This is a genomic window from Paractinoplanes aksuensis, assembly GCF_024137025.1.
Lineage (GTDB): Bacteria > Actinomycetota > Actinomycetes > Mycobacteriales > Micromonosporaceae > Actinoplanes > Actinoplanes aksuensis.
On sequence record NZ_JAMYJR010000026.1, the window covers coordinates 125,774 to 147,680 of the forward strand.

At 72.1% G+C, this 21,907-nt stretch carries 20 protein-coding genes; 13 read left to right on the plus strand and 7 right to left on the minus strand.

All coding sequences use genetic code 11. From position 1 onward, the window contains the following. The first annotated feature begins 39 nt into the window (after positions 1–39). Positions 40–498, plus strand: a complete 459-nt coding sequence (locus M1L60_RS23055; protein WP_253239551.1) for a MarR family winged helix-turn-helix transcriptional regulator — start codon at positions 40–42, stop codon at positions 496–498. Positions 499–568: 70 nt separating this feature from the next. After that, complete coding sequence (locus M1L60_RS23060) at positions 569–2,332, plus strand: MFS transporter (RefSeq protein WP_253239552.1); 1,764 nt, start codon at positions 569–571, stop codon at positions 2,330–2,332. On the opposite strand, the gene M1L60_RS23065 is transcribed toward M1L60_RS23060, so the two are convergent. Beyond that, positions 2,284–3,141 carry a helix-turn-helix domain-containing protein gene (locus M1L60_RS23065; protein WP_253239553.1) on the minus strand — a complete coding sequence of 286 codons (858 nt, stop codon included), beginning with the start codon at positions 3,139–3,141 and terminating at the stop codon, positions 2,284–2,286. The genes M1L60_RS23060 and M1L60_RS23065 overlap by 49 nt on opposite strands. A 101-nt stretch (positions 3,142–3,242) precedes the next feature. On the opposite strand from M1L60_RS23065, the gene M1L60_RS23070 reads away from it, so the two are divergent. Beyond that, complete coding sequence (locus M1L60_RS23070) at positions 3,243–4,073, plus strand: oxidoreductase (protein ID WP_253239554.1); 831 nt, start codon at positions 3,243–3,245, stop codon at positions 4,071–4,073. On the opposite strand, the gene M1L60_RS23075 is transcribed toward M1L60_RS23070, so the two are convergent. Beyond that, positions 4,070–4,948 (minus strand): SDR family oxidoreductase, encoded by an 879-nt coding sequence (locus tag M1L60_RS23075; protein WP_253239555.1) that lies wholly within the window; start codon positions 4,946–4,948, stop codon positions 4,070–4,072. The two genes, M1L60_RS23070 and M1L60_RS23075, sit on opposite strands and share 4 nt — an antisense overlap. 198 nt (positions 4,949–5,146) lie before the next feature. On the opposite strand from M1L60_RS23075, the gene M1L60_RS23080 reads away from it, so the two are divergent. After that, positions 5,147–5,719, plus strand: a complete 573-nt coding sequence (locus tag M1L60_RS23080) for a TetR/AcrR family transcriptional regulator (RefSeq protein ID WP_253239556.1) — start codon at positions 5,147–5,149, stop codon at positions 5,717–5,719. 105 nt (positions 5,720–5,824) lie between these two features. Here M1L60_RS23080 and M1L60_RS23085 read toward each other — a convergent pair whose 3' ends face one another. Then, positions 5,825–6,409 carry a TetR/AcrR family transcriptional regulator gene (locus M1L60_RS23085; RefSeq protein ID WP_253239557.1) on the minus strand — a complete coding sequence of 195 codons (585 nt, stop codon included), beginning with the start codon at positions 6,407–6,409 and terminating at the stop codon, positions 5,825–5,827. Between the two features lie 82 nt (positions 6,410–6,491). On the opposite strand from M1L60_RS23085, the gene M1L60_RS23090 reads away from it, so the two are divergent. From M1L60_RS23090 to M1L60_RS23110, 5 genes are all read left to right on the plus strand, one after another. Beyond that, positions 6,492–7,712 (plus strand): MFS transporter, encoded by a 1,221-nt coding sequence (locus M1L60_RS23090; protein WP_253239558.1) that lies wholly within the window; start codon positions 6,492–6,494, stop codon positions 7,710–7,712. Between the two features lie 211 nt (positions 7,713–7,923). Then, the gene (locus M1L60_RS23095; protein WP_253239559.1) at positions 7,924–9,561 is read left to right on the plus strand and encodes an alpha/beta hydrolase; all 1,638 of its coding nucleotides are present in this window, start codon (positions 7,924–7,926) and stop codon (positions 9,559–9,561) included. 236 nt (positions 9,562–9,797) lie between these two features. Beyond that, the gene (locus M1L60_RS23100) at positions 9,798–10,385 is read left to right on the plus strand and encodes a TMEM165/GDT1 family protein (protein ID WP_253239560.1); all 588 of its coding nucleotides are present in this window, start codon (positions 9,798–9,800) and stop codon (positions 10,383–10,385) included. Positions 10,386–10,395: 10 nt separating this feature from the next. Next, the gene (locus tag M1L60_RS23105) at positions 10,396–11,331 is read left to right on the plus strand and encodes a cyclase family protein (protein WP_253239561.1); all 936 of its coding nucleotides are present in this window, start codon (positions 10,396–10,398) and stop codon (positions 11,329–11,331) included. Positions 11,332–11,376: 45 nt separating this feature from the next. Beyond that, entirely contained in the window at positions 11,377–12,066 is a 690-nt protein-coding gene (locus tag M1L60_RS23110; RefSeq protein WP_253239562.1) for a tetratricopeptide repeat protein, read from the plus strand. Here M1L60_RS23110 and M1L60_RS23115 read toward each other — a convergent pair. The 3 genes from M1L60_RS23115 to M1L60_RS23125 are packed head-to-tail and all read right to left on the minus strand — an operon-like array spanning position 12,056 to position 14,884. Then, complete coding sequence (locus tag M1L60_RS23115; protein WP_253239563.1) at positions 12,056–13,093, minus strand: lysylphosphatidylglycerol synthase transmembrane domain-containing protein; 1,038 nt, start codon at positions 13,091–13,093, stop codon at positions 12,056–12,058. The genes M1L60_RS23110 and M1L60_RS23115 overlap by 11 nt on opposite strands. 40 nt (positions 13,094–13,133) lie before the next feature. After that, positions 13,134–14,360: a TolB family protein gene (locus M1L60_RS23120; RefSeq protein ID WP_253239564.1), complete on the minus strand. Its 1,227-nt coding sequence runs from the start codon at positions 14,358–14,360 to the stop codon at positions 13,134–13,136. Further along, positions 14,357–14,884, minus strand: coding sequence for a SigE family RNA polymerase sigma factor (locus tag M1L60_RS23125; protein WP_253239565.1), 528 nt, complete (start codon positions 14,882–14,884; stop codon positions 14,357–14,359). Before M1L60_RS23125 ends, M1L60_RS23120 begins: the two co-directional genes overlap by 4 nt. A gap of 356 nt (positions 14,885–15,240) precedes the next feature. Between M1L60_RS23125 and M1L60_RS23130 the strand changes: the two genes are divergently transcribed. Both M1L60_RS23130 and M1L60_RS23135 read left to right on the plus strand, forming a co-directional pair. Further along, positions 15,241–16,527, plus strand: a complete 1,287-nt coding sequence (locus tag M1L60_RS23130; RefSeq protein ID WP_253239566.1) for an NAD(P)/FAD-dependent oxidoreductase — start codon at positions 15,241–15,243, stop codon at positions 16,525–16,527. 66 nt (positions 16,528–16,593) lie between these two features. Further along, the gene (locus M1L60_RS23135; protein ID WP_253239567.1) at positions 16,594–17,328 is read left to right on the plus strand and encodes a LamG-like jellyroll fold domain-containing protein; all 735 of its coding nucleotides are present in this window, start codon (positions 16,594–16,596) and stop codon (positions 17,326–17,328) included. Here M1L60_RS23135 and M1L60_RS23140 read toward each other — a convergent pair. Beyond that, positions 17,325–18,536 carry a glycoside hydrolase family 18 protein gene (locus tag M1L60_RS23140; protein WP_253239568.1) on the minus strand — a complete coding sequence of 404 codons (1,212 nt, stop codon included), beginning with the start codon at positions 18,534–18,536 and terminating at the stop codon, positions 17,325–17,327. The two genes, M1L60_RS23135 and M1L60_RS23140, sit on opposite strands and share 4 nt — an antisense overlap. A gap of 125 nt (positions 18,537–18,661) precedes the next feature. Between M1L60_RS23140 and M1L60_RS23145 the strand changes: the two genes are divergently transcribed. Both M1L60_RS23145 and M1L60_RS23150 read left to right on the plus strand, forming a co-directional pair. Continuing rightward, positions 18,662–20,770 carry an alkaline phosphatase family protein gene (locus M1L60_RS23145; protein WP_253239569.1) on the plus strand — a complete coding sequence of 703 codons (2,109 nt, stop codon included), beginning with the start codon at positions 18,662–18,664 and terminating at the stop codon, positions 20,768–20,770. Positions 20,771–20,777: 7 nt separating this feature from the next. After that, positions 20,778–21,899 (plus strand): hypothetical protein, encoded by a 1,122-nt coding sequence (locus M1L60_RS23150; protein WP_253239570.1) that lies wholly within the window; start codon positions 20,778–20,780, stop codon positions 21,897–21,899. The last annotated feature ends 8 nt before the right edge of the window (positions 21,900–21,907 follow it).

Genomic DNA, 21,907 nt, shown 5'->3' on the forward strand with positions numbered 1-21,907 from the left:
CGAATTCCGTCGTACATAAGCGGGTGATATAAATTGGATGTGCAGCCCGCCATCACGGATCAGACCATGCCCGCCGAGGACGCGGCCGTCGCCGCCGGTTTCGAGCACTTCTACGAGACGCTCCGCCGGCTGACGCCCCGCGGCCCGCTGAGCCTGACCGCTGCCTCCACGCTGCGCCGCCTCGAGCGTTCCGGCCCGCACCGCCTGTGTGAGCTCTACGCGCCCGAGGGGATCAGTCAGCCCGCCATGACGCAGCTGGTCACCCGGCTCGAGAAGGAGGGGCTGGCCGAGCGCACGGCCGACCCCACCGACGGGCGGGCCGTGGTCGTGAGCATCACCGACGCCGGCCGTGAGGCCGTCTCGCACCGCCGTCAGGTCCGCGCCGAGGCGCTGTCCGCGCTGCTCCAGGGCCTCACGCCCGAGCAGTACGAGGCAGTGGTGGCCGCGCTGCCGGCGCTGGAGCGGCTGAGCGACCTGGCCGCCGAGCAGGCCTCCTAGCGGCCGGCCGGGTCGCGTCGCCGGGTGGCGCGTGGCCCGCTCTGCCCGAAATGTACCTAGATGTGAGGAGATGAGCCGCGTGCTGTCCGTGGATCATCCGCGTTACAAGTGGATCGCCCTGTCGAACACGACGCTCGGCACCCTGCTGGCCACGATCAACGCGTCGATCGTGCTGATCTCGCTCCCGGCGATCTTCAAGGGCATCCACGTCGACCCGCTGCAGCCCGCCAACGTCAGCTACCTGCTGTGGATGCTGATCGGCTACATGCTGGTCACCGCCGTCCTGGTGGTCACGCTGGGCCGGCTCGGCGACATGTACGGCCGGGTCCGGATCTACAACGCCGGCTTCGCGATCTTCACCGTCACCTCGGTCGTCCTGGCCCTCGACCCGTTCGACGGCGGGGGCGGCGCGCTCTGGCTGATCGGCTGGCGCGTGCTCCAGGCGGTCGGCGGCGCGATGCTGATGGCCAACTCGGCCGCGATCATCACCGACGCCTTCCCGTCCGAGCAGCGCGGCATGGCCCTCGGCGTCAACATCGTCTCGGCCCTGGCCGGTTCGTTCATCGGCCTGGTGGCCGGGGGAGTGCTGGCCGAGTGGGACTGGCGCTCGATCTTCTGGGTCAACATCCCGCTCGGCCTGCTGGGCACGGTGTGGGCCTACCGCTCGCTGCACGACACCGGGATCCGGCGCAAAGCCAAGATCGACTGGTGGGGCAACGCGACCTTCGCGGCCGGGCTCACGGCCGTGCTGGCTGCCATCACGTACGGAATTCAGCCGTACGGCGGCCACACCATGGGCTGGACCAACCCGTGGGTGCTGGCCGGGCTGATCGGCGGCGCCCTGGTGCTGGTCGCGTTCGGGCTGATCGAGACCCGGGTGGCCGAGCCCATGTTCCCGCTCGCGTTGTTCAAGAACGCGGCGTTCACCAGTGGTAACGCGGCCAACCTGCTGGCCAGCGTGGCCCGCGGCGGCCTCCAGTTCATGCTGATCATCTGGCTGCAGGGGATCTGGCTCCCGCTGCACGGCTACTCGTACGAGTCGACGCCGCTCTGGGCCGGCATCTACCTGGTGCCGATGACGATCGGCTTCCTGGCCGCCGGTCCGGTCGCGGGCTGGCTGTCCGACCGGTTCGGCCCGCGACTGTTCGCCTCGGGCGGCCTGCTGGTGATGGCGTTGTCGTTCGCCGGCCTGCTGCTGTTGCCGGGCGACTTCAACTACGCCGTCTTCGCCGTGCTGATCTTCATCAACGGCGTCGGTGGTGGCCTGTTCGCCGCGCCCAACACGTCGCTGATCATGTCGAGCGTGCCCGCCACCATGCGCGGCGCCGCCTCGGGCATGCGCGCCACCTTCCAGAACGCGGGCCAGGTGCTCTCCATCGGCGTCTTCTTCTCGCTGATGGTGGCCGGTCTGGCCGACCATCTGCCGGGCGCGCTGAACAGCGGTCTGACCGGTCAGGGCGTACCGGCGGCGACGGCCTCGGCGATCGCCGCGCTGCCGCCGGTGGGCACGCTGTTCGCGGCGTTCCTGGGCTACAACCCGATCGGCGAACTGCTCGGCCCGCAGGTGCTGGCCGCCCTGCCGCCGGGCAACGCGGCCCGCCTGACCGGCCTGGAGTTCTTCCCGCAACTGATCGCCGAACCGTTCCACAGTGGTCTGGTGATCGTCTTCGGGCTGGCCATCGTGATGGCCGTGGTGGGCGCGCTCGCCTCCCTGGTGCGCGGCAAGCCCGTCCCCACCTCCGATTTCATCGCCCACGAGTCCGAGGTGCAGGCCGAGTTCGGCGCTCAGCCGCTAGCGCCGGCGACGGGGGTGTCCGAACCCTTGAAACCCTGAAGGCCGATCGCGCCCAGCAGGTCGAGCTTCCCGCGCGCATCCGTCCCCGGCCGCGGGGTGCTCACCACCAGCCGAAGGTCGGTGCCCTGGGTGGTCAGCACGTTCGAGTCGATCGGGATGTCGCCGACCTCGGGGTGGACCACGGTCTTGCTCGCGGTTTCGTGCTCGGCGACCTCGCGCAACTCCCACAGCCGGCGGAACCGGTCGGCGCGCCCGAGCCGGGCCACCAGGGCCGCGAGACCGGGATCGTCCGGATAGCGGCCCGTGGTCGCGCGGAGGTCGGCCACCAGGGACTTCTCGAACTCGGACCGCTCGGTCGGGGAGTAGCGGACCCGGGAGAAGCCGCCCTCGAACTGGCTGATCAGGGCGCTGCGCTCGGCCTCGGGTTGCCGGGTCGGATCGCCGAACGTGGCCGCGAACAGCGGGTTCCAATGCAGCAGTTGCCAGGTGGCGTCGTAGACACCGACCGGGCTGGCGGCCAGCTGGTCGACGATGCGATGCACGCTGCCGGGAACGAGGCGTGGCACCCGCCCCGGGTCGGCGGCGTGTCCGGCCAGGCGCATCAGGTGAGCCTGTTCGTCGTCGGACAACTGCAGGGCGCGGGCCAGGGCCGCACAGACCTGGGCCGACGGGGTGGAGGCCTTGCCCTGTTCCAGGCGGACCACGTACTCGACCGAGATGCCGGCCAGCATCGCCAGCTCCGACCGCCGCAACCCCGCCACTCGCCGCGGCGCGTGGTGGGGGAGGCCGAGCGCGGCCGGATCCAGCCGGTCGCGCCAGGACCGTAGGGCAGCCCCGAGTTGACTCATACCGCCATGGTGCCCCGGCCCGGCCGGCTCTGGGTGGTACTGCCTGTACCAGTAAGTTTGTTGGCTGCCGGGCCGGCCGGGGGAGCGGCAGGCTCGAAGCCATGAACAACACCGTCACCCTCGCCGAAGATCTGACCCTCTCCCGCATCGGCTTCGGCGCGATGCAACTCGCCGGCCCCAACGCCTTCGGGCCGCCGCGCGACCGCGCCGCCGCGGTCCGGGTGCTGCGCGAGGCGGTCGACCTGGGCGTCACGCACCTGGACACCAGCGACTACTACGGGCCCTTCGTGACCAACGAGATCATCAAGGAGGCGCTGCACCCGTATCCGTCGGACCTGCGGATCGTCACCAAGGTCGGCTTCCGCCGGGGACCGGACGGCAGCTGGGACCCGGCCGTCGACGACCTGCGGGCCCAGGTCGAATCGAACCTCGAGCACCTCGGCCTCGACGCCCTGGACGCCGTCAACCTGCGCGTCGAGGGCCCCGGCGCCCTGGCCCGGCCCTTCGCGGAACTGGCGGCTCTGCGGGAGCAGGGCTTGATCCGGCACCTCGGCCTGTCCAACGTCACCGCCGAGCAGGTGGACGAGGCCCGCGCGCTCGCACCGGTCGTCTTCGTCCAGAACATGTACAACCTGGTGCTGCGGGCCGACGACTCCCTTGTGGATGATTTGGCCGCGGCCGGCATCGGCTATGTGCCGTTCTTTCCGCTCGGAGGGTGGAGCCCGCTTCAGTCGACCGTCCTCGACGAGGTGGCGGCTTCGGTCGGCGCGACCCCGCAGCAGACCGCGCTGGCCTGGCTGCTGCAGCGCAGCCCGACCATGCTCCCGATCCCGGGCACGTCCTCCGTTGCCCACCTACGTGAGAACGTGGCCGCCGCGGATGTCTCGCTGCCCCCGGCCGCCGTCGACCGGCTCGACGCGCTGGCCGGTTAGTGGCCGGCCAGGAAGGCGCCGATACCCATTTCCGCGGCTACGGTTCGGGCGGTTTCGGTGGCTCGCTGGTTCAGCGTCCGCACGGCCTCGAGCTGGGCGAGCGGAGCGACGACGGTCCGGAGTGGACGTCGGCCGTCGGGTGCTTCGACCAGGGCGACGATAGCGTCGGAAACGGCCGTGGGATCGCCGGGATCCTGCGTCTGCCGTTCGGTGAGGGCGGCGACATAACGTCCGAAGCCTTCCCCGTACGCCGAGAAGCGGGCCGAGTCGGCCGGCAGCACGGCATTGGTGCCGATGCTGGTCGGGTACGAGGCGGCATCGACAATCACTGCCTCGACCCCGAAGGGCGCCAGCTCGTGGTGCCACGCCTCGGTCAGGCTGCCCAGGGCCGCCTTGCTCGCCGCGTAGAGCCCCGAATACGGAATGGTGACCCGGCTCGAAACGGAGCCGACCTGGATCAACACGCCGTGGCCCTGCTCCCGCAGTGTCGGCAGGGCGGCCCGGGCGACCCGCAACGCGCCGAAGACGTTCAGGTCGAACTGGCGCTGGGCTTCCTCGGCGGTGAAGGCCTCGACCGGGCCCGGGAAGATGCCGCCGGCGTTGTTGACCACTGCATCCAGGCGGCCCGCCGTTTTGAGCAAGACGGCGAGCGCTTCTTCGGCGGAAATCTGGTCGGTCACATCGAGCTCGACGACCTGCAGACTCAGGCCTTCGTCAGCGGCCAGCGCAGCCAGTTCGGCGGCGGCCTTCGTGTTCCGGCCGTTCACGTCCCGCAGCGCCGCGAAGACGTGATGCCCGCGGCGGGCCAAGGCCTCCACGGTCAGGCGGCCGAAGCCGGAGCTCGCGCCGGTGACCAGCACAACCTTCTCACTCATGTTCTTTCCTTCGGTAGTGGCTCAGGGTTCGCACGCCAAGCCGCCGGGTCGCCCCTGGCAGGTGGAATGCTGGGGCGGCCGTGGGCTGGGCGTGCGAAAGCGGGGTGGTCCTCCGCTTCTCTGTCGTACGATATGGGGGCCTGCCCCACTTCGTAAAGAAGAAGTGGGGTGACCCACCACTTTGGGAGAGGAGTTCGCGTGGCCCTCGCGAAGCCGAAGCGGGCGGACGCGCGCCGCAACTACGACCAGATCGTGGCCGCGGCCGAGGCCGAGATCGCCCGCCACGGGGCCGACGCGTCCCTCGAAGAGATCGCTCGACGCGCGGGAGTGGGCTCAGCGACCCTGCACCGGCATTTCCCGTCCCGGCAGGCGCTGCTGGAGGCGGTGTTCCACGACCGGGTCGAGGTGCTGTGCGAGCAGGCGCGCGAACTGGCCGGGCAGGCCGACCCGGGCGCCGCGCTGGGGGACTGGCTGCGGGCCGTCGCCCGCTACGGCGCGACCACGCGAGGGCTGGCCCGCTCGCTGCTCGACGGCGGCCGCGCGGTGGAGGCCCCACCGGACAGCACCTGCGAGACGATGCTGGTCGACGCGGGCGGTGAACTGCTGCAACGCGCGCACGCCGCCGGTCGGGTGCGGGCCGAGGTCTCGATCGTCGACCTGCTCACGCTGGTCAACGCCATCTCGCTGGCCACCGAGGGCAGCCCCGACGCGGCCGCCGAGGCCACCCGCCTGACCGACCTCGCCCTGGAGGGCGTGCGCCCGCGAAGCTAGCGGCGCTGCGCCGCCGGAGGGTGTTGGTGCGACGGCCCGCTCCGCCGGGGTCTGCTGATGGCGCGGACCGCAGGTGTCGGGCGATCTGGGAGCTGGTGACGCTCGTCAGAGGGTGGCGGCGGCCAGCAGCATGGTGGCGATCTCGCGGGCCTGGAGGGCGGCCGTCGAGCCCCTGTCCATGCGGCCGCCGACCGAGGCGCCGTCGTAGAGGATGACCAGCTGGTCGGCCAGCCGGGCCGGGTCGTGGGCGCCGGCGTCGCGGGCCAGCTCGTAGAAGAGGCCGCGGGTCCACGCGCGGTTGGTGTTCGAGACGTCCTCGATCGCGCCGCCGGGGGTCGACTCGGCGCTGGCGTTGTAGAAGGCGCAACCCCGGAAGCCGGGCGTGCCGGTCAGCTCGGCCAGCACCTCGAACACGCCGAGCAGGCGGTCGCGGGGGTCGTCGTAGCGCTCCAGGCCGGCCAGCAGGCGGGTCCGGCGCAGCGCGTGCCGGCCCTCCAGGTAGGCCCGGACCAGCTCTTCCTTGCTGCCGAAGGTGCTGTAGAGCGAGGCCTTGGCGACGCCGGCCCGCTCGATGACGCGGTCGATGCCGACGGTGTGGATGCCCTCGGCATAGAACAGCTCGTCGGCGGCGGCCAGCAGGCGGTCGCGGGCCGACGGCTTACGGGTGGCGGAGGGTGACGCAGCGGACATGCCGTTGACGATAGCAGACAGACCTGTCTAGTCTCATCCAGTCAGACAGACCTGTCTGTTATTTCTTTCGGAGGCACCCTCCATGACCACTGTTGCCGACGCTCCGCCGTCCACCCGCAGCCGGCGGCTGTCCCGCCCGGTCGCGTTCGCGGCAATCGCCGCGATTTTCGTGACCTTCTCCGCGGCGTCCGCGGCACCGTCTCCGCTGTACGTCGTCTACCAGCACCTCTGGAGCTTCTCGGCGACCACGCTGACCGCTGTCTTCGCCGTCTACGTGGTCGGGCTGATCGGCTCGCTGCTGATCCTCGGCGCGCTCTCCGACCACATCGGCCGCCGTCCCGTGCTGGCCGCCGCGATCGGGCTCGAGGCCGTGTCGCTCGTGCTGTTCCTGACCGCCGGCGACGTCGGCGTCCTGCTCGCCGCCCGGCTGCTGCAGGGCATCGCCACCGGCGCCGCGATGACCACGCTGGGCGCGGCCCTGGTCGACCTCAACCCGCCGCACGCACCGGGCCGGGCCGGTCTGATCAACGGCCTCGCCCCGGTGGCCGGCCTGGCCGTCGGCGCGCTCGGCACGGGCGTCCTGGTTCAGTACGCCCCCTCGCCCACCCACTTCATCTGGGCCCTATTGCTGGCCGGCATGGTGCTCGCGGGCATCGTCGTGGCCCGCATCCCGGAGACTTCGGCCCGTCGTCCCGGCGCTGCCGCCTCGCTCGCACCCAAGCTCGGAGTGCCGGCCCGCCTCCGCGGCGACCTGCTCGCCCTGGTGCCGATCATCGTGGCGAGCTGGGCCATCGGCGGTCTCTACCTCTCGCTCGGCCCGTCGGTCGCGGCCGGCGTCTTCGGCATCGGCAGCCACCTGGTCGGCGGTCTGGTCGTCACGCTGCTGTGCGGCACCGGCGCGCTGAGCTCGTTCCTGCTGCGCAACGTTCCCACCAAGCGGGTGCTGCTGCTGGCCGGTAGCCTGCTCACGGTGGGCGCGGCGGTCAGCGTGACCGGTCTCGAGCTGGGCAGCGCCCTGCTGGCGGCGATCGGCACGGTGATCTCGGGCGTGGGGTTCGGCGCCTCGTCGCTGGCCTCGTTCGGCACGCTGGCCGTGCTGGCCGCCCCGCACGAGCGCGGCGAGTTGTTCGCGGTCGCGCTGGTCATCGCGTACGTGGCCTTCAGCGTTCCCGCCGTGATCGCCGGCTTCGCCGCCACTTCGGCCGGCCTGCACGACACGGCCCTGGTCTACGGCCTGGTCGTGGCCGTCCTGGGCGCGGCCGCCCTCATCGCCCAGCAAATGCGCAAGCGCGTCACCGCGTAGCCGCTCGCCCCAAGAGCGCGCATGGCTGCCCGCCCCAAGAAGGCGCCAACGCACAGCCGCCCGGCCCCAGCGCCCGCGCATACTTGCGCGGGCGCTGGGGCGCAAGTCTGAAGCCGCCATGCCGCTCTTTCGTGGTGCCCCGGCGTGGGCGGCCCTCAGGTGACCGCTCACGCCCCACCATAGTGGGGCGTAACGGACACGAGAGGCTGGCATGAGAAGACTTCTGGCGGCGGCCACCACAATCGCCCTGACGGTGATCGCGGCCCCGGCGAGCAATGCCCGGGCCGCCCAGCCGAACGATCCGCGGGCAGCGCAACAAGGCTATGCAGCGGCGGCGGAGGGGACCGGGCCGGGTGCCCGGCTGGCGCCGACGATCAAGTGGAGCGCCTGCACCGAGCTCGCCCTCCGCCCGCACAAGGCCGACTGCGGCTTCCTGTCCGTACCGCTCGACCACGCCGCCCCGGACGGCGAGAAGATCCAGATCGCCGTGTCCCGGATCAAGCACACTGTGCCCGCGGCCAAGTACCAGGGCGTCATGCTGGTCAACCCGGGCGGTCCGGGCGGCAAGGGCCGGGCCCTGTCCGTGGCGGGCGCGCTGGTGCCCAAGGGCGCCGGGGCCGCGTACGACTGGATCGGTTTCGACCCCCGCGGCGTCGGCGCCAGCAAGCCGTCCCTGAGCTGCGACGCCGACTACGCCGGATACCGCCGACCGGCGTACGTGCCGACCACACCGAAGATCGAGCAGACCTGGCTGAAGCGGGCCGAAGGTTACGCCCAGGCCTGCGGGAAGGCCGGCGGCAAGCTCCTCGAACACCTGAAGACCCTGGACACCGTGCGCGACATGGACCTGCTGCGGCAGGCCCTGAACGCCCGGCAGATCAACTACTTCGGCTTCTCGTACGGCACGTACCTGGGCCAGGTCTACGCCACCCGCTACCCCGAGCGGGTCCGGCGCATGGTGCTCGACGGCAACGTCAACCCGGCCCGGGTCTGGTACGACTCGAACCTCGACCAGGACATCGCGTTCGACCGCAACATCAAGCTCTACTTCCGCTGGGTCGCCGAGAACCACCGGGTCTATCGCCTGGGCCGGACCGGTCGTGAGGTCGAGCGGCGCTTCTACGCCGAGCAGAAGTCGCTGACCCGCAAGGCGGCCGGCGGCAAGATCGGCCCGTCCGAGCTGACCGACATCTTCCTGCAGGCCGGCTACTACACGTTCGGCTGGGCCGACATCGCCCGCGCCTTCAGCGACTGGGTGCGCGACGACGACCCGTCCGGCCTGATCAGGCTGTACGACACCAACAACCCGCAGACCAAGGACGCGGACAACAACTATGCGGTCTACCTCGGCGTGCAGTGCACCGACGCGCAGTGGCCGCAGAGCTGGACCAAGTGGACCGCCGACAACTGGCAGGTGCATCGCCAGGCGCCGTTCGAGACCTGGGCCAACGCCTGGTACAACGCACCGTGCCGCACCTGGCCGGCTCGCAGCGGCATCCCGGTCACCGTTTCCGGCGAGACCGTGCCGCCGGTGCTGCTGATCAGCGAGACGCTCGACGCGGCGACCCCGTTCAGCGGCAGCCTCGAGGTCCGCAAGCGGTTCCCGCGCTCGGTGCTGGTCGAGAGCGTCAACGGCACCACCCACTCGGGTTCGCTCGCGGGCAACCGCTGCGTGGACGACACGATCGCCGACTACCTGGCCACCGGCAAGCTCCCGAAGCGGCAGCGGGGCGAGCGCTCCGACAAGCGTTGCCAGCCGATCCAGCCCCCGGCGGCCGTCTCGGGAGCCAGGGCCAAACGGGCACCGGCGCCTATCGAGGAGATGCGAAAGCTGATCGCCGCACGGTGACAGTGATCACGGCCCTCGCCTACGGGCGGGGGCCGTTGGCTATGCTCGGTCCCGCGAAGGGGAGTAGCTCCCAATGTCGCGGTCGACATACTGATCCTTGATTCATCTCTCGGGTCCGGCCGCGCGGCCTTTCCACAAGGCGAGCGAGACCTTCGACTTGGCTGTTGAGACAACGGCCGGGTCGAGGTCGCCCTGTGCTTCTTCCGCCCGGTCGGCTGATACCGGGAGAGTTATCTGTGGAAGGCTTCCTCGTCGCGACCGCGGTCAGTTTCGCGGTGATCTTCGTGGCCGAGCTGGGCGACAAGTCGCAGCTCATGGCCATGACCTTCGCGACCCGCTTCAAAACTGTGCCCGTGCTGATCGGCATCACCGTGGCCACGGCGATCGTGCACCTGGTGTCGGTCGGCATCGGCTACGGCCTCGGCGCCACGCTGCCGACGGGCTGGATCAACCTGGTCGCGGCCCTGGCCTTCCTCGCCTTCGGCGCCTGGACGCTGCGCGGCGACAAGCTGACCGACGACGAGAAGACCAAGGCCGAGCGCAGCACCGGCTCGGCCATCCTGGCCGTCGGTGGCGCGTTCTTCCTGGCCGAGCTGGGCGACAAGACCATGCTGGCCACGATCACGCTGGCCACCCAGTACGGCTGGTTCGGCACCTGGCTCGGCTCGACCGTCGGCATGGTCGCGGCCGACGCGCTCGCCATCGTCGTGGGCCGCATGCTCGGCCGGCATCTGCCCGAGAAGGCCATCAAGTACGGCGCGGCCGCGCTCTTCGCTATCTTCGGCATCTGGTTGCTGATCGAAGCGATCAGCGAGCTGAGCTGAGGGAGTCGCCGTGCAGCAGTACCGGGCGGAACTGACCGCCGACGTCACCTTCACCACCGGCGGGCGCCTGCAGACCCAGGGCCTGCGGGTCGAGGTGCCGCATCTCGAGGTCACCGAGGCCGACCTGGCCCGGATCCTGGTCGGCGCGCTGGGCTTGCGCGACGTCGAGCGGGTCGAGATCACCGGCGTCCGCACGTTCGCCGAACAGGTGGTGGCCGGCCCGCCCGCCTCCCCACGGCTGCGGTTCGTCGAGCTCAGCCACGTGATCTCGGACGGCCTGACGACGTACCCGGGCATGATGGCGCCGGTCATCACCGCGCACCAGAGCTGGGAGCAGTCGCGCCCGCACTACGCCGAGGGCACCGAGTTCAGCCTCGACCGGATCGAGATGCTCGGGCAGACGGGCACCTATCTGGACACGCCCCGGCACCGCTACGACGGCGGCACCGACCTGGCCGGGATGCCCCTGGAACGGCTGGCCGACCTGCCCGCGGTCGTGGTGCGCACGGCCGGCAGCGGGCGCCGGGCAGTCACCGAGGCCGACCTGGAGCCGCTCGCCGTGGCCGGGCACGCCGTGCTGCTGCACACCGGCGGCGACCGCGCCTGGGGCACGCCCGAGTACTCGGTCGACGCGCCCTACCTGACCGGGGAGGCGGCCGCGCTGCTGGTCGAGCGGGGCGCGGCACTGGTCGGCATCGACTCGGTCAACCTCGACGACGCGGTGCCCGGGGGCGAGCGGCCGGCCCACTCGGTGCTGCTGGCCGCGGGCATCCCGGTCGTCGAACACCTCACCGGCCTCGAGAACCTGCCGCCGCACGGTGCGCGCTTCACCGCCGCGCCGCCGCGGATCACGGCCTTCGGCACGTTCCCGGTGCGGGCGTACGCACAGGTCCCGTACTACGAGGCGCATGATCACACGCGGTCGGCGGGCTGGCTGCCGTCCTGAGGCGGGAACGCTCAATTCCGGGCCGAACCGGCCGAAGAGGTCAACGTGACCGCTAACCCCCTGCGGGCCGACCCTGAGCTCGACGCCGACGGGCCCCGCGCCCCCGGACCGCGTGCCTTCAACGGCCGGGCCGAGATGGCCTTCGCCCAGGCCGCCACCCTCTTCGAACAGCTCGAGCTGGAGCAGGCCGTCGCCGTGCTCCAGCCCGTGCTGGCCGCCGAGCCCACCGCGCGTGAGGGCTGGATCCTGCTGGCCCGGCTCGAGCTGGCCCTGGACGACGCCAAGGCTGCCCTCGATGCGGCCGACCGCGCCATCCAGCTCGACCCGGCCGACCCGCGCCCGCTGGCCCTGTCGAGCCGGGCGCTGACCGTGCTCGGCCGGCACGAGGACGCCGTCACTATGGCCTACCGCGCGGTCATCGCCGACCCGCGCAACGCGCTCTGGCACGACCGGGTGGCCTGGGCCCTGCTCTCGGCCGACCGGCAGATCGCCGACGCCGAGCAGGCCGCCCGCACGGCCATCGGGCTCGACCCGACCGAGGCCCACTACTACTACACGCACGGCGTGACGCTGGACGCGCTCGGCCACCTCGACCAGGCCCGGCAGGCGCTGCTGACCTCGCTGCGGATGGAACCCGAGAACCCGGTCGCCCAGCACCGGCTGGCCATGCTCAACGGCGAGGCCGAGCGCCCGGCCGCGGCCAAGAAGCGCGGCTGGCGCCTGTTCAAGCGCTAGGAACGTTGCGGTATTTGTAGCGGATGCCGAGCCACACCAGCCAGCCCAGGCCGATGATGAAGCCGAAGCTGATCATGCGGTAGAGCACCACCGCGGCCACCGCGTACCCGCTGGCCAGACCGCCCGCGACCAGGCCCAGCACCAGGGCCGCGTCGACCACACCGAGACCGCCGGGCACGATCGGCACGCTGGCCGCGGCCATCCCGGCGCAGTAGGCGATGACCAGGCCGACCGGGTTGATCTCACCGGCGCCCACGGCGACGCAGCACAGCCACAGGCAGAACGCGTCGAACAGCCAGTTGAGCAGGGCCAGCACCACGGCCAGGGCGAAGTTGGCCGGATGCACACGCACCTCGCGCAGCTGCCCGACGAAGCCGAGCAACCGGTCGTGGCCGTGCTCGGGCGGGCGCCGGCGCACCCGGTTGACCCCGCCCAGCAGGGCCCGCACCGGGCGGTCGAGCAGCTGCGGATGCTCGGCCAATTGGCGTACGCCGAAAGCCACCACCACGGCCCCGATCGCGTACCCGGCCAGCGAGTGCCAGCTGCCGCTGTTCCGGGCGAGCAGCCCGCCGACCGCGCCGATCACCACCAGGGCACCGGCCGACAGCACCCCGCTGAGCGCGATGCACCACGACGCTACGGCGGGCGCGACCCCGTACCGGCGCAGCTGCTGGAAGTTGAAGGTGGTCGAGAAGACCGGGCCGCCCGGCAGCGTGGCGCTCAGCGAGTGGGCGGCGTACGCCGTGGCGACGTGCTTCTTCATGCTGACCTTGGTGCCCGCGCCGCGCAGCAGGGCGCGCTGCATGCGGGCGTACGTGCCCATCGAGGCCAGTTCGGCCGCGAGCGCGGCGGCCACCCAGTTCCACTCCGGCGCCCGCAGCTGGCGGAGCGCCCCGGCCAGCGCCGACCAGCCCAGGGCCAGCTCGGCCCCGAGCACGACCACGACGATCACGGCCACGGAGGGCCCTCGCCGCCACCACGGCGGCGCCCCGGTCGCGGGCCGGGCGATCGGTTGCTGCACGGCCATCGGGATCATCGTCGCACTCCGGGCCGGGGCGCGCCGGGGATCAGCGGGTGTAGGCGATCAGATCCAGGTCGCGCACCGTGGCCGGCTCGGTGGCCTGCACCTTGAGCGTGTTGTCCGGCCCGAACAGCGACAGCACCCGCTGACCGTCCTCGTCGGTGCGCACCAGCAGGTTGCCCTCGGCGTCGAACACGGCGCCGACCACCGTGCCCCGGACGGGCAGGTCCTCGAGTTCGCCGGTGGAGGTGTCGACGATCGTGTCGGCCGTGTCGGTGCCGGTCGTGCTCTCGCCCGTGGTCTGCAGCGGCACGGTGACCCGGCGGCCGGTGGCATCCACGCTGGTCGGTTTGCAGGCGGCCAGCCCGTCCGGGTTGTCGCGGGTCTGGGTGTTGCCGAGCACGGGCACGCTGGTGCTGGTGTCGTCCCCAGTGCTGCTCGTGGTCAGTTTCAGGCCGCAGTACGAGGTCGCGTAGACCAGCGTGGTGCCGTCGCCCGACCAGCGGAAGTGCTGCCCGGTGGCCAGCCCGGCCGGCAGCGCGGTGACGGTACCGGTCTCGACGTCGAGGATGCCCGGCGCGGAGCCGAGCTCGGTCGCGTCGATCAGCAGCTGGTCGCCCCGCGGGGACCAGACCGGGGCCTGCTCGGTGGCCACCACCCCGGCCAGCACCGGCTCGGGCTCACCGCCGGCCTCGCTGACCAGCAGCGTCCCGTCGGCCACGTAGGCCACCCGGTTGCCGTCGGGCGAGATGCCGACCGAGGACGGCGCGTCGCGCAGCACGACCTCGTGGGCGCCGTCGTCCGGTGACATGCGCACGACGTCGGGCTGGCTGTCCCGCTCGGAGTAGAAGACGTGACCGGTCATGTCGGAGAGCACGCGCGACTGCGGCTTGGCCGGGCGTGGCTTCTTCTTCTTGCCGGCCCGGCCGCCCTTGTCGCGCGAGCGCTCCGGGGCCGGGCGGGTCTCGGGGGCCCGGCTCGGCGTGGCCGTCGCCGCGGGCGGCGCGGCCGACGACGAGGACGGCTGCTCGGCCACCGCGGAGTGCGAGCCCGCCGCGGCGGTCGGGACGTCGGCCGTCTTGTGTTGCGGCAGCTGCCACAACCCGCTGGCCAGCACGCCGAGCACGAGCACGGCGGCGCTGGTGCCGACCGCGGCCTCGCGGCGGGCTATCCGGCGCGAGCGGTGCACGGCCCGGTCGTACATGTCGACCGGTTCGGCGACGTCGGCCAGGTCGTGCAGCGAGGACCGGAGCCGGTCGTGATCGGCGCTCATCGGCCCCCCTCCGGCACTTCGGTCAGCACCCGCAGGTCGGGCAGCAGGGCGCGGAGCCGGTCGAGAGCCCGGCCGGTCTGGGTCTTGACGGTACTGACCGAGACGCCGAGCAGTTGGGCCGCCTCGGCCTCGGTGTGGTCCTCGAAGAAGCGCAGCACGACCACGGCCCGCTGCTTGGCGCTGAGCGTCAGCAGGGCCCGCCGCAGCACCAGGCGCTCGACGGCGGCGTCGGCCGGATCGTCGGCGCCGCGGCGGTGGTCGGGCTCGAAGTCGGCCGGCAGCACCTCGGCCACCTTGGGCCGGCGCCAGATCGACACCTGTGCGTGGTACATGACCTTGCGGGCGTACGCCTCGGCGTTCTCGACCCGGTCGAGCCGCGGCCACGCCCGGTGGGTGCGGGCCAGCGCCTCCTGCACCAGGTCTTCGGCCAGGTGTTGATCTCCGGTCAAAAGGTACGCCGAGCGCAACAATGCGTGCGTCCGTGTGCGGACGAAATGCGCATAGTCGGCCTCGCGGGCGTCCATTCGAAGGTGTCCGTTCGAGGTGTCGAGGGAGACGTGAGCGTACCCAGGCGGCTCAAGCACCGCGCTGCCGGTCACGTCTGCCCCCTTCACCCCACAAATGCCGGGCGATGCCACCCCGTGTGGGCACCGACCAGCGGTTTCCTCCGTGCAGTGCCGCCCCGTGCAGGCACTGTCCGGCGCCATTCCAGACGCAGATCGGGCGCTTGCCGGACGACAACCGTTCGGCCGATTTTGAGACTGGCCGAACGGTCAACATGCCAGCGTCGGTGAATGTCTCCCGGCTCACATCGCCGGTGACGCGGTCTTCGGTAGCGTCGGTCGGGGCGTCGGTGGCGCCCAGGAGGAAAGGATCCTCAATGGCACGCCCTCGCATCGTGGTCGTCGGGGCCGGCTTCGCCGGTTTCACCGCGGCCCGCGCCCTGGCCAAGCTCTCCCGCGGCGGCGCCGAGATCGTCGTGATCAATCCGACCGACTACTTCCTCTACCTGCCGCTGCTGCCCGAGGTCTCGGCCGGCATCCTCGAGCCGCGGCGGGTCACCGTCTCGCTCCAGGCCGCGTTGCCGGGCGTCCGCCTGGTGCTGGGCGAGGTCGACGGGTTCGACCTCGCGGCCCGCACGGTCTCGTTCGTCGACCCCGACGGCCGGGCCGGCTCGATCGGCTACCACCGGCTGGTGATCGCGGCCGGCAGCGTCAACAAGCTGCTGCCCGTGCCGGGGGTGACCATGTACGCGCACGGCTACCGCGGCATTCCCGAGGCGCTCTATCTGCGCGACCACATCACCCGCCAGATCGAGCTGGCCGTCAACGCCACCACCGAACAGGAGCGGCGCGCCCGGTGCACGTTCGTGGTGGCCGGCGCCGGTTACACCGGCACCGAGGTGGCGGCCCAGGGCGTGCTCTACACCAGGGCGCTCACCGCCGAGCGGCCCGAGCTGCGCGACAAGGTGCGCTGGCTCCTGCTCGACACCGCCGACCGGGTGCTGCCCAGCCTCGACCAGCGGCTGGCCGGCGCGGCCGACGGGGTGCTGCGGGCTCGCGGGGTCGAGGTGCTGCTGCGCACGAGCGTCAAGGAGGCCACCGAGGACGGTGTCCATCTGTCCACGGGCGACTTCGTGGCCACCCGCTCGCTCATCTGGTGCGTCGGCGTGCGTCCCGACCCGCTGGTGGCCGATCTGGGCCTGCCGCTCGAGCACGGCCGCCTGGTGGTCGACGAGTTCCTGGGCGTGCCCGGCCACCCCGACGTCTACGCGATCGGTGACGCCGCCGCCGTGCCCGACCTGACCCGGCCCGGCGAGCTGACCGGCATGACCGCGCAGCACGCGACCCGGCAGGGCACCACGGTGGCCCGCAACATCGCGGCCTCGTACGGGCAGGGGCGGCGGCGGGCCTACAAGCACCACGACCTCGGCTTCGTGGTCGACCTGGGCGGTCTCGACGCGGCCGCCAACCCGGTCGGCGTCCCGCTCCGGGGTTTCCCGGCCAAGGTCGTGACCCGCGGCTACCACCTGCTCTCGATGCCCGGCAACCGTGTGCGGGTGGCCACCGACTGGCTGCTCGACGCGGTACTGCCCCGGCAGGGCGTCCAGCTGGGCCTGGTGCGGGGCACGGCCGTCCCGTTGGAGAGCTCATCGGTGTCGGGTTGATGCCTGTTCGGGGGCGACCGGAGGTACCCAAGGGATTGCAAACCGTTCACAAGCCATAATTAGGACATGGGATCCCGATGGTGCGGCGTGCTGGCTGCGGTCGTCTCGGCCGCTGTCGTGATGGGCCCGGGCGCCCCCGTGTCCGCGCAGAGCCGACCGGCCGGGGAGACGCCGGCCGTGCTGATGGCCCGGTACGCCTTCAACGAGCACCCGATAGTGGACGGGTCGGGTCGTGGCCACACGCTGCGGATCATCTCGGGCCACGGCGGCGCGGTCCGCAAGGTCGCGCACGGGCAGGGTTCGGCGCTGCTGTTCCCGTCCCGCTGCCTGCTGCGCGTCTGCCCGCACGTGGCCCTGCAGACCCCGTCGACCCCCGACCTCAACCCGGGCCCGCGCGACATCTCCTTCGGCGCCGACGTCTATCTGAGCCCGACGCAGACCAGCAAGGGCCAGAACGTCATCCAGAAGGGCTTCTCGAAGACGAGCAGTCAGTGGAAGCTGCAGATCGACGGCGTGGCCGGCCGCCCGAGCTGCGTGCTCGTGGGTGACCGGCTGCGCCGCATCCGCATGGCCACCAGCACGGTCTCGGTGGCCGACGGCCGCTGGCACCGGGTGCGGTGCTCCCGGGTCGGCAGCGTCCTGGCCGTCTTCGTCGACAACACGCTGCGCGGCCGCACGATCGTCCCGGCCTCGCTCTCGGTCACCAACAACCGTCCGATGAGCATCGGCGGCAAGGGCGCCTTCGCCGACAACGACCAGTTCAACGGCGCCCTCGACAACGTCTGGGTGCAGGTCGGCTAACGGGTCGCGTCGGACAGTCCGTCGGTGACCGCGGTGAGCAGCTCGGCCTTCGTCGTGTCGCCCGAGAGCTCCCACGCGAACGCGCCGCCCAGGGCCTTGCTGCGGGCGTACGCCATCTTGGCCTTGATCGTCTCGGGGGTGTCGTAGGACCACCACTGGGTGCCGCAGCGGGCGTAGGCCGTGCCGCCGATCGTGCCGGTCGGGGGGCACCGCTTGACCAGCGCCTCGTAGTCCTCCAGGCCCTTCTCGTAGCGACCGGCGGCCGGTCCGGTCGCGTCACCGCCCGGCTCGTCGGCGGTGACCCCGGTCCAGCCCCGGCCGTAGAAGCCGATGCCGAGCAGCACCTTCGACGGCGGGATGCCCAGCTTCAGCAGCTCGTCGATCGTGACCGAGGTGGTCGCTGTCTCGCGCGGGATGCCGGGATAGGCGGTCAGCGGCGAGTGGGGCGCGGTCTTCGGCGCCTTGCGCGTGTCGCCGCCGGCGCCGAAGTAGTCGTACGTCATGGCGCTCAGCCAGTTCGCGGTGCCGGCCGCCGCCCGGTAGTCGGTGGCGGTCAGCTTGGACACGTCGGCCGGCACCGCGGCCGTGATCACGGAGTCCGGTCCGAACTTCGCCCGCAGCGCCCCGAGCATCCGGGGCAGGGCCTGCGGACCGCTCGTGTCGCATTTCAGGCCGCAGGCGTTCGGGTACTCCCAGTCGATGTCGATGCCGTCGAAGACGCCGGCCCAGCGCGGGTCGGTGACCAGGTCGTGGCACGAGGCGGCGAAGGCCTCCGGGTCCTGGGCGGCCCGGGTGAAGCCGGCCGAGCCGGTCCAGCCGCCGAACGACCACAGCACCCGCAGGCCGGGGTGCTTCTGCTTGAGCTTGCGGAGCTGTCCCAGGTTGCCCCGCAGGGCCGTGTCGCGCTCGTCGGCCACCCCGTCCACGCTGTGCGCGGCCTCGATCGGCTTCTCGTAGTCGGCCCAGCGGTCGGCGGCGGTGCACCGGCCCCCGGTGACCTTGCCGAACGCGTACAGCAGGTGGGTGAGCCGGCTCGCGGCTCCGCTCGCGTCCAGGTCTTTCACCTGGAAGTCGCGGGCGTAGACCCCCCATCCGGTGAAGTAGCCGACCACCTTGGCCGGTGGGGCCGGGGCGGGATCCTCCTCGGGGGCGCCGCAGGCGGCGAGGCCGAGCAGGATAAGGATGATCAAGACGAATCGGGCGCGCACCGCTCCGAAGCTATCCGGACGGGGCACGCCCGCCCCAGGTGATCACTCGTCCGGGTGTACGGCCGGGCCGGGTGATTCCGGGCACGGTCGGTCACCATCCGCCGTGGTTGTGCGATCGTTTGCCGGTGGCCATCAGCCCTCGCGATCCCGTCGCCGCCCCGGTCGCCCGCAGTTGGCGGGCCGAGCTCCGTGTCCTGCTGAGCTGGCGCCGGATCCTCAACCGGCTCCGCGCCGTGCTGCGCAGCGCGCTGGTCACCTTCGTCGTGCTCACCGTCACGCTCTGGTTGATGCCGGGTGTCGAAAGCAACGACGTTGTCGACACCCTGGGCCTGGTGGCGATCGTGGCCGGGGTCGGCGCCGTGCTGCGCCCGCTGCTGCTGCTCGGCATCACCGCGCTCGGCGGCTGGGGCGCGATGCTGCTCGGGGTGATCGCCCAGGTCGTGGTCATCGTGGTCGCCCTCGAGCTCGACCCGGCGAACCGGATCAGCGGGCTGCCCTCGCTGGTCGTCACCGCGATCCTGGCCGTGGTCTTCGCCGCCATCGTCGACTGGATGGCCGACAGCGGCACCGAGGACACGTTCGTCCGCGAGGCCCGGCGGCTCATGCGCGGCGTCCGCCGGCGGCAGGCCCGGCTGGCCGGCGGCCCGCTGCTGACCTTCCGCCGGCCCCGTCAGGGCACCGAGCCCGGGCTGCTCATGGTCCAGCTCGACGGCCTGTCCGAGCCGGTGCTGCGCTGGGCCGTCCGCGCCGGCAACCTGCCCACGCTGGGTCACTGGCTGCGCTCCGGCAGCCACACCATGCGGGGCTGGCACACCGGCCTGCCCTCGACCACGCCCGCGTCGCAGGCCGGCATCCTGCACGGCGCGACCCGGCAGATCCCGGCCTTCCGGTGGTTCGAGAAGGACACCGGCAAGCTCATGGTGACCAACCGGCCCCGCGACGCGGCGGTGCTCGAACCGCGGCTCAGCGACGGCCGCGGCCTGCTGCGTGACGGCGGGGTGAGCATCGGCAACGCCTTCAGCGGCGACGCGGCGGTCAGCCTGCTCACGGTGAGCCACGCCGCGCTGCCCGGCCGGTCGGCCCGGGGCTGGGCGGCGTTCATGGCCTCGCCCTACGGCTTCACCCGCGCCCTGGTCCTCGGCGTCGGCGACGTCTTCACCGAGCTCTACCAGGCCCGCCTGCAGCGCCGCCGCAACCTGCAGCCCCGGGTCAGCCGGTCCGGCGCGTTCCTGGCCCTGCGACCGGCCTCGATGCTGCTGCGCGACGTGAACGTGTCGCTGATCGCCGAGCAGATGGCCCGCGGCGCCCCGTCGATCTACTGCGACCTGGTCGACTACGACGAGGTCGCGCATCACGCGGGCCCGGCCCGGCCCGAGTCGATGCGCCAGCTCGAGAGCCTCGACCGCATGCTCGGCGTGCTCGAACGGCTGGCCCCCGAGGCGGCCCGGCGCTACCACCTGGTGGTGCTGTCCGACCACGGGCAGAGCCAGGGGGCCACGTTCAAGCAGCGCTACGGCGAGACCCTGGACGAGGTGGTCGAGCGCTTCTCGGCCCCCGACCAGGCCGACGCGCCCCAGACGCCGGCCGAGAGCGAGGCCACCCAGGAACCCGACTTCCCGGAGCCGCCGCTGGCCCCGCTGCTGGTGGTCTCGTCGGGCAACCTGGCCCTGGTCTATCTGACCCGCTTCCCCGAGCGGCTCGACCGGGCCGAGATCGACCGGGTCTACCCGCGGCTCGTCCACGGCCTGGTCGCCCATCCGGGCATCGGTCTGGTGATCGTGCAGACCGCGGACGGGCCGGTCGCGCTGGGCGGCTCCGGCCGCCACCGGCTGACCGACGGGGTCGTCGAGGGAGTGGACCCGCTTCTGCCGTACGGTCCCCGCGCCCGGCACGACCTGCTGCGTCACCAGCAGGCGGCCCACATCGGCGACCTGGTCCTGATCAGCTGCGTCGACCCGGTGAACGACGAGGTGGCCGCGTTCGAGGAGCTGGTCGGCTCGCACGGCGGCCTGGGCGGCTGGCAGACCGACGCCGTGCTGGTGCACCCGGCCCGCTGGCCGGTCACCGAGGACGACCTCGACGGCCCGGACGCCGTGCACCGCCAGCTGGTCGAGTGGCTGGCCATGCTCGGCCTGCGCACCCAGCCCCCGGCCGCGGACGAGCAGCTCGCGCTCGAGCACGAACACATCCAAGATCAAGACATGGCGAGACTTTCGAGGACGCACGACGGTTAGGCTCTTTGTGCCTCGTCTTCTCGTCCCCCTGGTCGTCCTGATCGCTCTGCTCGTCCCGCCGTCCGCCGCGCCCGCGGCGGTCCCGCAGGCCCGGTCCTCCGCACCCACGTTCAACGGTGGTGTCTACGCGATCGCCCACCGCGGTGCGACGGTCTATGTCGGGGGCTCGTTCACCACGGCCACCGCGGCTGGGCGTACCTACCCGCGCGACCGGCTGGCCGCGTTCGACTCGCGCACCGGCAAGATGCTCGACTGGTCCCCGCGCGCCGACGGTGTGGTCCGAGCCCTGGCCGCCACCCCCGACAGCGTCTACGCGGCCGGCGACTTCCACCGCGTCGACGGCGAGCACCGCGACTCGCTGGCCCGCCTCCACCCCACCTCCGGCGACCTCCGGTCGTTCCAGCACACCCTGGCCGGTACGGCCTACGCGCTGGCCGTCGGCAACGGCCGGCTCTACCTGGGTGGCAGCTTCGCCGACGTCTCCGGCCAGAAGCGCAGCAACCTGGCCGCCTTCTCGTTGACCACCGGCAAGCTCGACCCGGTCTGGCGCCCGGCCGCCGACGACACCGTGCACGCGCTCGCGGTCACCGGCCCCCGGGTCTATCTGGGTGGTGGCTTCCACACCGTGAACGCGGTCAAGGGCACTTTGCGGCTGGCCGGCGTCAACGGCACGAGCGGGGTGGTCGAGCCGCGCTTCCGGCCGCGGGTGCCGGCCGAGGTGCGGGCGATCTCGCTCGACCCCCTGGGCGTGCACGTGGCCACGGCCGGTCAGGGCGGACGGGCCATCGCGTACGGATGGACCGGCGCGATGCGCTGGCAGCGGGTGTTCGACGGTGACGCCTCGGCCATCGCCACCACCGGCGGCATCACCTACGTGGGCGGGCACTTCGACAACGCCTGCGTCACCGAGCGCAACGGCCTCAAGGGCGGCTGCGTGGACGGCGCCCGGGCCCGGTTCAAGCTGGCCGCCGTGACCTCGAAGGGCCAGCTCACCGGGTGGGCGCCGACGGCCAACGGGGTGATCGGCGTCCGCGTGCTGAGCGTCAACCACGTGGCCGGCACGATCGAGGTCGGCGGCGACTTCACGACGATCAACGGCCAGGACCGCCGCCGGTTCGCCGCTTTCTGACGACGTCA